Annotated in this window: 12 protein-coding genes; 7 read left to right on the top strand and 5 right to left on the bottom strand. The window is 40.8% G+C overall.

What is annotated here, in order from left to right:
• The first annotated feature begins 120 nt into the window (after positions 1-120).
• Both MTP24_RS02400 and MTP24_RS02405 read left to right on the top strand, forming a co-directional pair.
• Positions 121-2550, top strand: a complete 2430-nt coding sequence (locus MTP24_RS02400; protein WP_243532622.1) for a zinc-dependent metalloprotease — start codon at positions 121-123, stop codon at positions 2548-2550.
• A 147-nt stretch (positions 2551-2697) separates the two neighbouring features.
• Complete coding sequence (locus tag MTP24_RS02405) at positions 2698-3471, top strand: YggN family protein (protein ID WP_006792053.1); 774 nt, start codon at positions 2698-2700, stop codon at positions 3469-3471.
• A gap of 27 nt (positions 3472-3498) precedes the next feature.
• Here the strand turns inward: MTP24_RS02405 and rsuA are convergent, their stop codons facing one another.
• Positions 3499-4197, bottom strand: coding sequence for a 16S rRNA pseudouridine(516) synthase RsuA (rsuA, locus tag MTP24_RS02410; RefSeq protein ID WP_203986100.1), 699 nt, complete (start codon positions 4195-4197; stop codon positions 3499-3501).
• A gap of 59 nt (positions 4198-4256) precedes the next feature.
• On the opposite strand from rsuA, the gene zapE reads away from it, so the two are divergent.
• On the top strand, positions 4257-5366 hold the full coding sequence (zapE, locus tag MTP24_RS02415; protein ID WP_243532624.1) for a cell division protein ZapE: 1110 nt from the start codon (positions 4257-4259) through the stop codon (positions 5364-5366).
• Positions 5367-5410: 44 nt separating this feature from the next.
• On the opposite strand, the gene galE is transcribed toward zapE, so the two are convergent.
• Complete coding sequence (gene galE, locus MTP24_RS02420) at positions 5411-6427, bottom strand: UDP-glucose 4-epimerase GalE (protein WP_039036351.1); 1017 nt, start codon at positions 6425-6427, stop codon at positions 5411-5413.
• Between the two features lie 271 nt (positions 6428-6698).
• Between galE and MTP24_RS02425 the strand changes: the two genes are divergently transcribed.
• Positions 6699-7190, top strand: a complete 492-nt coding sequence (locus tag MTP24_RS02425) for a DUF3016 domain-containing protein (RefSeq protein WP_006792057.1) — start codon at positions 6699-6701, stop codon at positions 7188-7190.
• 40 nt (positions 7191-7230) lie between these two features.
• On the opposite strand, the gene MTP24_RS02430 is transcribed toward MTP24_RS02425, so the two are convergent.
• Complete coding sequence (locus MTP24_RS02430) at positions 7231-7521, bottom strand: hypothetical protein (protein WP_008130233.1); 291 nt, start codon at positions 7519-7521, stop codon at positions 7231-7233.
• Positions 7522-7592: 71 nt separating this feature from the next.
• On the opposite strand from MTP24_RS02430, the gene MTP24_RS02435 reads away from it, so the two are divergent.
• The gene (locus tag MTP24_RS02435; RefSeq protein WP_006792059.1) at positions 7593-7802 is read left to right on the top strand and encodes a hypothetical protein; all 210 of its coding nucleotides are present in this window, start codon (positions 7593-7595) and stop codon (positions 7800-7802) included.
• 8 nt (positions 7803-7810) lie between these two features.
• Here MTP24_RS02435 and epmB read toward each other — a convergent pair whose 3' ends face one another.
• Positions 7811-8824 (bottom strand): EF-P beta-lysylation protein EpmB, encoded by a 1014-nt coding sequence (epmB, locus tag MTP24_RS02440; protein WP_243532626.1) that lies wholly within the window; start codon positions 8822-8824, stop codon positions 7811-7813.
• 41 nt (positions 8825-8865) lie between these two features.
• Here epmB and efp point away from each other — a divergent pair, with 41 nt between their 5' ends.
• Both efp and epmA read left to right on the top strand, forming a co-directional pair.
• Positions 8866-9432 (top strand): elongation factor P, encoded by a 567-nt coding sequence (gene efp, locus MTP24_RS02445; protein WP_006792061.1) that lies wholly within the window; start codon positions 8866-8868, stop codon positions 9430-9432.
• A gap of 100 nt (positions 9433-9532) precedes the next feature.
• Positions 9533-10507 carry an elongation factor P--(R)-beta-lysine ligase gene (gene epmA / locus MTP24_RS02450; RefSeq protein WP_243532628.1) on the top strand — a complete coding sequence of 325 codons (975 nt, stop codon included), beginning with the start codon at positions 9533-9535 and terminating at the stop codon, positions 10505-10507.
• Positions 10508-10611: 104 nt separating this feature from the next.
• On the opposite strand, the gene MTP24_RS02455 is transcribed toward epmA, so the two are convergent.
• On the bottom strand, positions 10612-12729 hold the full coding sequence (locus tag MTP24_RS02455) for a TonB-dependent receptor (RefSeq protein WP_006792063.1): 2118 nt from the start codon (positions 12727-12729) through the stop codon (positions 10612-10614).
• Between the last annotated feature and the right edge of the window lie 67 nt (positions 12730-12796).

Below are 12796 nucleotides of genomic sequence, written 5' to 3' on the forward strand. Positions count from 1 at the left end.
AATGTGAGAGAGATTAGTTTAGAGCGCTGAAATTCGTCTTAAATATCTGTATTGTTTAAATACCGCCCTATAATGGGGGCACCTAATCGTACCTAAAACGCCAATAACAAAGATAAGATTATGAAAAAAATACCACTACTAAGTTACATATTCTTTACTGTGTTGTGCTCTATCATAACTCAAGCGCACGCAGCAATTAAGTCAATTGATGAATTTACTACACAAATGAACCACTTTCCGGGGTACTACTCGTTTTATTACGATACTCAAAACGGCAAAGTGTATTTAAAAGTAGATAAGTTTGAGCAGCAGTTTTTATTACAACAAAGTTTGCCATACGGGGTTGGGTCAAACGATATTGGACTTGATCGAGGCCAGCTTGGCAACACGCATTTGGTACAGTTTGAGCGCTTTGGCGATAAAGTCATGCTGCGTGCTGTAAATACTTACTACCGTGCTAACACTAATAACAAAGCCGAGCAGCAAAGTATCAAAGAGGCATTTTCATCAAGCATATTGGCGGGCTTTAAAGTGGTTGCAGAAGACAAAAGCACGGCACTTATTGACTACACGCCTTATTTATTGAGCGATGTACATGGAGTAAGCCGTACATTAGCTGCCCGTAAGCAGGGTAATTTTAACCTTGATGAATCACGAAGTGCGGTTTACATGGCGCGTTCAAAAGCCTTTGTAAAAAACACCGAACTGGAGGCCGTGCTTACATTTAAAGGCGCAAAGCCGGGTAAGTTTGTACGCCAAGTTAGCGCCGACCCATACACTGTTACCGTACATATGCACCATTCACTTGTTCAATTACCAGATGATAATTACACACCACGTAAATTTAACCCGCAATCGGGCTTTTGGAGCATTGAACACAAAGATTACGCAGCGCCTTTAGGCGAGTCGATGTATGTTCGTTATATACCGCGTCATCGTTTAGTAAAAAAAGATCCGAGCTTACCTATTAGCGAGCCGGTTGAACCTATTGTTTATTATTTAGATCCCGGTGTACCAGAGCCAGTTAAAAGCGCCTTACTTGAAGGCGGTAAGTGGTGGAATGATGCATTTAGCGCTGCAGGTTATAAAAACGCGTTTATTGTTAAAGTATTACCAACTAATGTTGATCCCATGGATATTCGTTACAACGTGATTCAATGGGTGCATAGAGCAACACGTGGCTGGTCATACGGAAGCTCAGTTATTGATCCGCGCACCGGTGAAATATTAAAAGGCCATGTGACGTTGGGTTCGCTTCGTGTTCGCCAAGATATTTTAATTGCTGAAGCGCTGGCTGCTCCTTATTTTAAAGGCGATGAAGTTGCTAAAAACTTACACGCTATGGCGCTTGATCGTATTCGCCAGTTAAGTGCCCATGAAATTGGTCATACATTAGGTATTGCCCATAACTTTGCGGCATCAGTAAGTGATAGAGCCTCAGTAATGGATTACCCACACCCATTATTGAGCTTTAATGAACAAGGCAAGCTTGATGTAACACGAGGCTATGCAACAGGTATGGGCGTATGGGATACCCAGGTAATTAAATACGGTTATAGCGACTTTACTAATCAAGATGAAAGCGCAGAGCTGGCGGCAATTTTAAAAGAGAATAAAGCCAAAGGGCTAGCGTTTATTTCAGATTCTGACGCGCGAGCTAAAGGGGGTGCTCATCCAACTGCTCACTTATGGGATAACGGCGCTAACCCATCAGAAGAGCTTTTACGTGTTTTAGATGTGCGTAAAAAGGCACTTTCGCAATTTGGTATTAATAATATTAAGTTGGGTGTTGCGCTATCTCAGTTAGAAGAAAAGCTTGTGCCACTTTATTTATTTCATCGTTTTCAAGTTGAGTCTGTGGTTAAGTTAATTGCAGGTGTAAATTACGAATATGAAACGCGCGGTGATGAGCCTGTCCAAGGCGCTCAGGTTGTTGATAAGCAAGTGCAACAAGATGCAGTTAATGCCATTTTAGCAACGCTTACAGCCAAAAATTTAGTTATACCTGAATCGGTATTATCGTTAATTCCGCCAAAAGCATATGGTGAGTCTAAATCGCGCGAAAGCGTAGTGGGGCGTACAGGGTTAACACTTGATGCAATGGCTTTACCAGAGGTGGCAGTGCAGCATAGTTTATCGTTGTTGCTTAATCCACAGCGCTTAAATCGTTTAGCGCAACAACAAGCCCGTAATAACCAATTTTACAGTTTAGATGCGTTATTAAAGCAGTTATATAATCATGTTTATAATGTATCGTCGCCCGACACAATGAAAGGCAAAATAACCCAGCGTATACAGTTTTTAACAGCAAAAACGTTTGCTGACTTAGTGGCAAATAATAATGTAAGCCCAGAGGTACAAGCGCAACTTCGTTATTACTTAGTTAAGTTAAGTGACGACTTTAATCAAAACACGATGCTGAGTAATACAAGCATCGGTGAAAGCGCATTTAAGCAATACCTAGCAGTGCAGGTAAAACACTTTTTAGCTAATGGAGAGTGGCCTAATAACTTTAAGGTTCTGCCTATACCGCCAGGTTCACCCATTTAATTTTATAAGGGCGCAGGTTAACATGCCCTGAGCTTTAAACGCCTTTATAAGCAGCGCTTCGATAGTATCAAGCGCTGTTTTTTCTTGCATAAAATTGGTTTTTTGTTAACCTACTTGCCTTCCATTTTTTGTCTTTTTGAGGTGTATATGGCGTTTTTATCTCGTGCGATTTTATCGCTGTCCATTGCACTTTCAAGTACCGCTGCCTTTGCTCAAAAACCGTGTGATGTTGAACTCAGACATGGTCTAATTATTACCGATGACGTAATACGAATTGTTGATAAAGGCCAAACACGAGTACAAATTAACAACAATACCCAGCTCTTTATTCGTGGCTATTGGGTCGATTTAGGTGAAGATGAAAGCAAAGTACTGGAGCAATTTAGCCAAGGCATTCGTCAAACAGTACCCGAACTTGTAAATTTAGCCACCGACGGTGTTAATTTAGGGCTGAGTGCTATTGAACAAGTGGTTGAAGGCATGTCGGATAAAGAGCCTGAAGTACTTAAAACCCAACTGCAATACGTAGAACGCGCGTTGATGGATAAGTTTAAGCGAGGCGACGACTTTTTTTTTATAGCTCCTCAATCACTTTCTCAAATTGATGACTTTTTTACAAAAGAAATAAGCCAAAAAATCCACTCGGCGGTTCATGGCTCGTTAGGTGCTATTTTAGTGTCTTTAGGGGATGCGTTTAAATCGCGTGAAGGCAATATTGAGGATCGCATTAACGATATGGGTCAACGCATGGATATCATCACGAAAGAGATTGATAAGTCATTGCAAAAAAAAGCAGACCAATTAGAGCTAAAAGCATCAGAATATTGCGAATACCTCAACACCTTAGATGTCACCGAATCTCGCTTACAAGCGATTGTACCGGGCATGGCAGACTTTGATTTAGTGCAAATTAAATCGTAAGGGAAAGTGGTTCGTTATTAGACCGCCCTATAGTTTTATCTCATTCTCGGTTAACAAGCGGTATTCGCCTGGCGCTAAGTCTTCATCTAACTTAATACCCGCAATTTGCTCACGGTGTAATTCAACCACTTTGTTATCAACGGCGTAAAGCATGCGCTTTACCTGATGGTACTTTCCTTCACTAATTGATAAGCGTAAACCGTAGTTAGCTAAGCGCTCAGCAATAGCGGGGCGGGTGGCATCTTTTTCATTGTGTAGCATAACGCCTTCGCGTAATTGCTCAAGCGCTTCGTCGGTAATTGGTTCTTGGGTTTCAACTAGGTATGTTTTAAATTTATTACTGCGTGGTGAGGTAATTTTATGTGACCAGTCGCCATCGTTAGTGATAATAACTAAGCCTGTTGTGTCTATATCTAATCGGCCTGCTACGTGAAAGTCACTCATATTTGGCTCATCAAGTAAGTCAAAAACTGTTTTGTGTAAGTCGTCACTATTTGCGCACACATAACCAACAGGCTTATTTAGCATAAAGTAACGTTTACCTAAAAATACTAATGGCTCACCGTTATGTAATACGGCATCTTCTTTTGCTAACTGAAAGTTATGTGCTGTGATCACCTCACCATTTACGCTTACTTCTTTACGCTTAATACTGGCGCGAGCTTGCGTGCGCGGTACTTCTGCTAAGTGGCTAATAAATTTATCTAAACGGCAAGGGAATTTCATTTTGGTTCACATTTTTAGTCGGCTACAATGGGCGCGATTATAGCCGATAGTGAAATACCATGACAGTGCACAGCACACTAATTTTAAACCTATATAAGGCCAAAGTGGCCTCTGGTGAGCTGACGTACGATGCTGCCCAGCAACGTGCGGTTATGGCATTAAATACCTTAAGCCTACAACTTCAGACATCGGTAAAATGGTGGCAAAAAACACCAAATATAAATGGAGTTTATTTGTATGGGCCGGTAGGGCGTGGTAAATCAATGTTAATGGATTTATTTTATAACAATGTGCCAGTGGTAAAAAAACAGCGACTTCACTTTCATCATTTTATAGCACATGTTCATGCCCAATTAGCTGAGCTACAAGGCCACGCTAATCCGCTTACATTGATAGCGAAAAAATGGGCTAAAAACATTAAAGTATTATGTTTTGATGAGTTTTTTGTCAGCGACATTGGCGATGCCATGATTATGGCTAGATTGTTTAAAGCGATGTTTGAGCAAGGTTTAGTGCTGGTGGCTACCTCTAATGCAAAACCAGAACAGCTTTATAGCAACGGCCTGCAACGCGCGCGATTTTTACCTACTATCGATTTAATTAACAACCACTGCCACATAGTCAATGTGGCCGGTGAGGAGGATCATCGCTTTAGATATGGTAAAAATAGCCGCCACTATTATATCAACTTACCGAGTGATGATTTTAAAGCTATTTTTGTGCAAGCGAATTCACAGGTTACTTTTTCAGATGTAATTACGATTCACGGCCGTAAACTTAGCTACCAATTAAAAGCGCCTAGAGCCGTAATCATTGATTTTATGGCTTTATGTTCAGGCCCACGTAGTGCAAACGACTATATGTTTTTAGCATCCCAGTTTGATGTATTGTACGTTAATAATGTGCCTAAAATGGGTGAAACCGCAACGGGTAAAACGATTGTGCATGGAATAGAAGATAGCTACCAGCGGGAAAAGCAAACGCTTGAAGAACACACTTTAGACGACGAGGCTCGGCGCTTTATTGCATTAGTGGATGAATTTTATGACTGTCAAAAATTACTGATCATCAATGCTCAGGTAAATATAGAGCATTTATATGTGGGTAAAAAGCTAAGCTTTGAATATGCGCGAACGCAATCGCGGCTAGTAGAAATGCAAAATTGGTAAAAAACGCGCTTAACGGTTTGTGGCTAAGCGCAAATTTAATGACTTTACTTACTGTAGCCATTTGGATTGTTTGACTGCCAGCGCCATGTATCTTGCATCATGGCATCAATTCCGCGTTTAGCTTCCCAGCCCAGCTCATTAAGGGCTTTTTCTGGTGCGGCGTAACATGCAGCAATATCGCCAGGGCGACGAGGTGATACTTGGTATGGTACTGCTTGGTTACTTGCTTTAATAAATGCATTAACCATTTGCAGAACAGAATAGCCATTACCAGTGCCAAGGTTATATACAAGTGCACCCGTATTTGTAGCTATTTTATCAAGCGCTTTTAAGTGGCCAATAGCTAAATCTACAACGTGAATGTAGTCGCGTACGCCTGTGCCATCAATGGTGTCGTAATCATCACCAAATACGGCTAACTGCTTGAGTTTACCCACTGCTACTTGAGCAATGAATGGTAATAAATTATTAGGAATGCCATTAGGATCTTCACCAATTAGGCCCGATTCGTGAGCACCTACAGGATTAAAATAACGCAAAATAGCAAACGCAAAGCGCTCGTCAGATTTAGCGATATCCTGGAGCATCATTTCAACCATTAACTTAGATGTGCCATAAGGGTTGGTAGTACCGCCTACAGGGAAGTCTTCTTTGATTGGTAAGCTTGCAGGGTCGCCATAAACGGTGGCAGATGAGCTAAATACTAACTTAAATACGCCCGCATCTCGCATAGCATCAACTAAGGTTAACGTGCCTTGCACATTATTTTGGTAATACTCTACTGGTTTAGCAACCGATTCGCCAACCGACTTTAAGCCTGCAAAATGAATAACGCTGTTAACCGTATGCTTTGCAAATACTGAATCTAAAAAAGCTTTATCGAGTATGTCACCTTGATAAAAAGTTACTTCTTTTCCCGTAATTTGTTTAACGCGAGCCAGAGACTCTTGCGATGAATTTGCTAAATTATCTATAACAACAACATCACTTCCTTGTTGCAAAAGTTCTAAAACGGTATGCGAGCCAATATAGCCTGCGCCACCGGTTACTAAAATAGTCATGAAAGCTCCGTAGGGTTCTTTATTCAGTTGTTTTAATTTCAACATAAAATGGCATAGTTTACATGCTTTATATTTAATTTTTTGTTTGCAAAGAAGATGGTTTAAAGTAGTTTTAAAAGGTACATCAGATTACATTTTGTTCGTTTATAATTACATTTAACAACTATGATTAAGTTATAGTTAATATATATCTGTTAGGATTATTTAATTAAGGTAAGCAATAAAGTCACACCATATACGTTGTGTTATGGATTACTTTTTGGAGATAGCTATGAACTCAGTTACAAAAATTTCAATGGCACTGTGTGTTGTATTGCCACTATTTACACATGCTGGCGAGTCTGCAGTTAAGTGGCATGACTTTAAAGACTATCGCGATGTGCGTGCATCAAACCAAACTAAAGCGTCTTACCATAAGCAAATTACTAAGCAGTTTGAAAAACATTTTTCCAAGCTTGCTGAGCAACTGCCAAAAGATTATAAGCTGAATGTCGAAATTACAGATGTTGATTTAGCTGGTGATGTACGTTTCAGTGGCACAAGTGAAATACGCGTTGTTGAACCTATTTTTTTCCCACGTATTAACCTGAACTATTCGTTAGTTAATAAAGAAGGCGATGTAATAAGTGAAGCAAATGATGTTGAACTCAAAGACATGGGCTTTATGGATAGAATAAGAAGAGGCCGAGAGGAGTCATTTGACCACGAAAAAAGATTACTCACACAGTGGTTTGGCGAACAAGTATTAACAAGTATTGATTGAGTTAACTTGCCGCTTAAGAGCGGCAAGTGATTAACTTTGGTTATTTAAACGTGGCGAGTAAAGTGAGTAACTGTTGTAATTTAATGACGGTTGTTTTTAACTTTTCTTCGTTAAAGCCATCGGTTGATAAACTTTCTACGTCGGCTGCAACGTCTAGTACATAGGGTTTGAAACGCTTTGCTTCAAAGTCAAAACCAGCGTCTTTTCCAAATAAGGCTTTAAATTTACCATGGCCTTGTTGTTGTAATTCGTCTAGTTTTTTGTCGGCATCAAGTGCCTGACGATAAACAATTTTTAAGTTAGCGTTGAGTTGTTCAATTATAGAATCCATGGTTTTCCTAAAGCTTTGTACTGCATGGCCGATATAATACGTGGATTACATTTAAAAGTCAGGTTAGTAATATGAATATATCAGGTTCAAGTTTACCCGTTATGTCAGGGGCTAGCGAAAGTGGTGAAGTTTACAGCGCTTCTTTGGCTAAAAAACAGCAACAGGCAGACGGCGCAGCTGCGCTTGCACTAATTGAAGGTGCTGCGCAATCATCAAGTGCGCAAACACCGGCTAAATCGGTGACTGCAACACTTGGTAATAACATAAACGTATACGTTTAAATGTCGCTCTAAATGAGTTTGAGATCTATAGGGGTTTTACTTTTTTGACCGCCTATTTCTCTTACTAATTTAGGCACTAAAAATCCGGGCAGAGCTTTTAAAAGCTCTGCCATTATTTTTATTGCTTGCTCTTCGTTAATATCAAAGTGACTTGCGCCTTCAACTTTATCTAGCAAATACAAATAATACGGCAGCACGTCGGCATCAAATAACGCTTCACTTAAATTTATTTGTGCGTCAACCGTATCGTTCACGTCTTTTAAAATAACCGCTTGATTTAATAGCATAACGCCTGCATGTTTAAGCTTTTGCATTGCGGCTTTAAACTCATCATCTATTTCGTTGGCGTGATTTATATGGTTTATAAATACAATTTTTAGTGGTGATTTTTGTAAGCGGGCACATAGCTCGTCGGTAATTCTCGCAGGTATTACCACAGGCAAACGGCTGTGTATTCGCATACGTTTTATTTGCGGTAATTTTTCAAGCTCATCTAAAAACCAGCTAATGGCATCGTCTTTGGCCATAAGCGGGTCGCCACCACTTAAGATCACTTCGTTTATATTGGTATCTGATTTTATATAGCTAAGGGCATCTAGTAGGCTTTTTTTATTAAGTTGGTTTTCTTGATACGGAAAATGACGTCTAAAACAATACCGACAATTTACCGCGCAACCGGTTTTAAACATAACTAAAACACGCGATTTATACTTATGTAAAATCCCGGGTTGATCGTTGTCTTGCTCAAGCAAAGGATCTTTATTAAACCCCGATTTTTTTAAAAACTCTTGATGGCGAGGCATAACTTGTAGCAATAGAGGATCGTTTGCATCACCTTTGCGCATTTTTTTTATAAAAGGCACTGGCACCCGTACCGGAAATAAACTGCGAGCTTTTAGGTCGTTTTCATGGACTTGGCTCGATAAACCAACCATTTCAAGCAAGGTTTTTGGACAGGTAACTACATTTGCTAATTCTTTTTGCCAGTTTTTATGCAAATTTGCTTCATTTCTTTGTATCATTGGCACGTAGATTACTCGAAAAAATTAAAATAGAGGAAACGATGGCGAATTATAGCACCAACGAGTTCAAGGGCGGCCTAAAAATTATGATGGACGGCGAGCCTTGCAGTATCTTAGAAAATGAAATGGTAAAACCTGGTAAAGGCCAAGCGTTTAACCGTGTTCGTATCCGCAAGCTTATTTCTGGCAAGGTACTTGAAAAAACCTTTAAATCAGGTGAATCGGTTGAAGGTGCTGATGTTATGGATACGGATTTAGCGTATCTTTATACAGACGGTGAATTTTGGCATTTCATGAATAACGAAACATTTGAGCAAATTGCTGCTGACGAGAAAGCATTAGGCGATGCTGGCAAATGGTTAGTTGAAAACGATGTATGTACTATTACACTATGGAATGGCAGCCCAATTGCAGTTACTCCACCAAACTTTGTAGAGCTTGAGATCACTGAAACAGATCCTGGCCTAAAAGGTGATACAGCGGGCACGGGTGGTAAACCAGCAACGCTTAGCACGGGTGCAGTAGTTCGTGTTCCATTATTCGTTCAAATTGGCGAAGTAATTAAAGTAGACACACGCAGTGGTGAGTACGTAGGCCGTGTTAAGTAATATTTAACGTAGCTTAATAATACCAATCCGCAAAGATCAACACGGCCTAAGCGAATTGGTATAAATCCCAGCCTATGCTGGGATTTTTTTTGGAGAAAATATGTCAGCAACACTTTGGGCGCCCAGCGCAAATATAAAAACATTAAAACAACGCGCAGAAATTTTACGCACAATTCGTGAATTTTTTTACGTGCGAGATGTAATGGAAGTAGAAACACCGAGCTTAAGTGCTGCTAGTGTCACTGATGTTCACTTGGCAAGTTTTAATACTTCATTTATGGGCCCCGGGCATGCTGGTGGTTTGCCTCTTTATTTACAAACATCCCCCGAGTTTGCAATGAAACGCTTGTTAGCGGCTGGTTCAGGTTCTATTTTTCAGCTTTGCAAAGCATTTAGAAATGAAGAGGCGGGCAGCCATCATAACCCTGAGTTCACTATGCTTGAGTGGTATCGCCCTGGGTTTGACGAATTTGCATTGATGGATGAAATGGATGAGCTAATGCAGTGTGTACTTAATGTGGAGCCAGCTACGCGTATTACTTATCAGGATGCATTTAAACAAGTATTAGGCCTGGATCCACTGACAGCATCTTTAGATCAACTAAAGGCGCGTGCTTGTGAGCATGGCTTTGCTGACATAGCTAAAAACGAAACTCATAAAGATACCTTGCTACAGCTGTTATTTTGTATGAAAGTAGAACCGAGCATTGGGCAAACTAAACCCTGTTTTGTCTATCACTTTCCTGCCTCACAAGCGGCATTAGCGCAAATTTGTGAACACGATGAGCGAGTCGCTGGTCGTTTTGAACTCTATTATAAAAATATGGAGCTTGCGAATGGCTTTAACGAGCTAACCAACGCAACAGAACAAGCTAAACGCTTTGATGAAGATAACCAGTATCGTGAAGCGCACGGTTTAAAACAAGTTCCGATGGATTCGCGCTTAATTGCTGCATTGGAGCATGGTTTACCGCAATGTTCAGGCGTAGCATTGGGGATTGATAGGCTGGTAATGCTAGCAACTAACAAAGACAAAATTAAAGATGTAATTGCCTTTGATGTAGATAGGGCTTAGAAAAGTTATTAGTTTTCAGATAAAAAAACACCGCGCTTTAATTAAACGCGGTGTTTTCTAATCTGTAACTGACAACTGACAACTGACAACTGACAACTTACAACTTACAGCTCTAACGTAAACGTTATACCTGCTACTCTTGGCTCACCTAATTGTGTGTAGGTATGAGTTTCGTAGCCATCAAGTGGGTCGTTACCGAACTCAAAGCCACGCGTCGGCACAGCTTCATCAAACACGTTGCGTGCCCATGCACGAACTGACCACATGTCAGCGTCGTAGCCAAAGCTTAAGTTAACTAAGTTGCTGTTAGGCGCTTTTGAGTTATGGCTATCTGAGAAGTAGTAATCGTCTTTCCCTTCAATACCCACCATGGCATAAAAAGCGTTGGTAAAATTGTAGCGTGCAGTAAATGCATATTGGTACTTAGGCGATTGGGCTTGTTCACGGCCATCTTGGTTTAAACCAGATTGCGTTACAAAGTTATCTATTTCTGTGTCTAAGTAACCAGCGCTACCGGTTAATAATAGGTTGTCGGTGAGTCGGTAGTTACCTTCAATTTCAAGGCCGTAGTTACTACCAGAGCTTGCGTTATCAACGTAGCCTGTAAACTGCTGGCCTTCAACTTGCCATGCTTTTAACTGTATGTCGTCGCGGTGCATATAAAATGCCGCTAGGCGAAGTGTTAAAGCGTCATCGAGTGATGATCCTTTAACGCCAAACTCACCGCTCCATAAGTATTCAGGGTCGAAGCTGGTGTGCTGTTGAAAAAAGTTAGCGTCTAGGTTTAGGCCTTCATCTTTTGCTTTTGCAAGCGCTTCAGAGTTAATACCACCGGCTTTGTAACCACGCGTAATACTTGCGTAGATCATAGTGCGATCTATTACTTGATACTCAAGCGCAACTTTACCACCGAGCATAACATCGTCGGTTTCTTGTATAAAACCGTTACTGTCGGTGTAATCACCTTGGTATTGCTCAACACGTAGGCCTGTTATTAAGGTGGTTTTTGGACCAATAGGGGTTGCTACTTGGCCATACAATGCAATATTGCTGGTTTCATAAGTAGAGGCAAATGGGCTTGCAAGCCATGTGTATTGGCGCTCTAAATCAACATCGCGGTTTTGATAATAAAGACCCGCAACCCAGTTACCAGTTTTATCGTTAAACTGTAAGTTAGCTGATTGATCATCGCGATCGCGATTGTAAATATCAGTAGAGCTGTAACCCCAAGGGTGTAAGCCTGCAGCACAAAGTTGCGGCTCGTTAATATCATTACAAACCCAGTCTTCATCGTAGCTATAGAGTAACTCGCTATCGATTGCTGAAACATTAAGGCTTACATCAAATTTATCGAAACCCGTGTAAGTGTTAGCAATACCTACCGCGTAACTTTTTTGGTTATCTTGACCTGGTTCATCCGCAACGCTGTCGCGGCTATTGTCGAGCGTAAAGGCATCGTAACCATTGTTTATATCAATATAATGAAAATTTAACTCAGTGTTTAGGTTTTCAGTAAGCTGAGAGTTTAATTTGAAGCGTGCAACTTGCTCGTCTTGATTTTGTGTTGACTCGTTCAGGTATAAGTTGTCTACGTAGCCGTCAGATTTTCTGCGAAAGTAACTAATACGAGCCGTTGTATCGTCGGTCAAACCAGTGCTTGCTGCAAGGCCTGCTTCATGGCTGTTGTATGTGCCAGCACCTAAGTGCAGTTTTAAACTCGGATCGCTAGTTGCTTTAGCTGATTGCATTTGGATCATACCGGCCATGCCGTCTGCACCAAAGCGTGTTCCTTGAGGTCCACGGTAAATTTCTACTTGGTCAATATCAAATAATAATGAACTGCCACCAAGGCCAGAGTAGTTAATGCCATCAATAACTAAACCAACCGAAGGGTTAATAGGGTCAACAAATTGTGAGCGTAAACCCACGCCACGAATTTGTATAAAACGCCCACGAGACGCACCCGCAGTGAAGTTTACGTTAGCGGCACTGCCTAATATTTCGTCTAAGTAACTTGCACCACGTAGGCTTATTTCTTCTTCACTGAGTAAACTTGCACTGGCACTTAAAGTTTGAATAGTTTCTCGTTGAAAGTCACCGGTGACCACTATTTTTTCTATGTCGCTATCATCAGCATTAGCTGAAAAAGGGGCGCTCATTAGCGGCAAAAGTGCGGCAGTGATTAAAGACAAACGTAAGTTCATTTTGTTACTTAACTCCATTTTAGGGGCTTATGCTGGGGTCTGTTGACCTTTTAGTATTAATCTTAAAAGACAAACTGACCCTAGT

It is taken from the genome of Pseudoalteromonas sp. APM04 (assembly GCF_022809815.1).
Lineage (GTDB): Bacteria > Pseudomonadota > Gammaproteobacteria > Enterobacterales > Alteromonadaceae > Pseudoalteromonas > Pseudoalteromonas marina.

Coding starts and splice junctions, on each gene's coding strand:
- galE (WP_039036351.1), bottom strand. CDS start 6,427: ATGACTATTTTAGTAACCGGTGGCGCAGGCTATATTGGCTCGCATACC.
- efp (WP_006792061.1), top strand. CDS start 8,866: ATGGCGAATTATAGCACCAACGAGTTCAAGGGCGGCCTAAAAATTATG.
- MTP24_RS02435 (WP_006792059.1), top strand. CDS start 7,593: ATGAATATATCAGGTTCAAGTTTACCCGTTATGTCAGGGGCTAGCGAA.
- MTP24_RS02455 (WP_006792063.1), bottom strand. CDS start 12,729: ATGGAGTTAAGTAACAAAATGAACTTACGTTTGTCTTTAATCACTGCC.
- MTP24_RS02405 (WP_006792053.1), top strand. CDS start 2,698: ATGGCGTTTTTATCTCGTGCGATTTTATCGCTGTCCATTGCACTTTCA.
- MTP24_RS02425 (WP_006792057.1), top strand. CDS start 6,699: ATGAACTCAGTTACAAAAATTTCAATGGCACTGTGTGTTGTATTGCCA.
- rsuA (WP_203986100.1), bottom strand. CDS start 4,197: ATGAAATTCCCTTGCCGTTTAGATAAATTTATTAGCCACTTAGCAGAA.
- MTP24_RS02400 (WP_243532622.1), top strand. CDS start 121: ATGAAAAAAATACCACTACTAAGTTACATATTCTTTACTGTGTTGTGC.
- epmA (WP_243532628.1), top strand. CDS start 9,533: ATGTCAGCAACACTTTGGGCGCCCAGCGCAAATATAAAAACATTAAAA.
- MTP24_RS02430 (WP_008130233.1), bottom strand. CDS start 7,521: ATGGATTCTATAATTGAACAACTCAACGCTAACTTAAAAATTGTTTAT.
- zapE (WP_243532624.1), top strand. CDS start 4,257: ATGACAGTGCACAGCACACTAATTTTAAACCTATATAAGGCCAAAGTG.
- epmB (WP_243532626.1), bottom strand. CDS start 8,824: ATGATACAAAGAAATGAAGCAAATTTGCATAAAAACTGGCAAAAAGAA.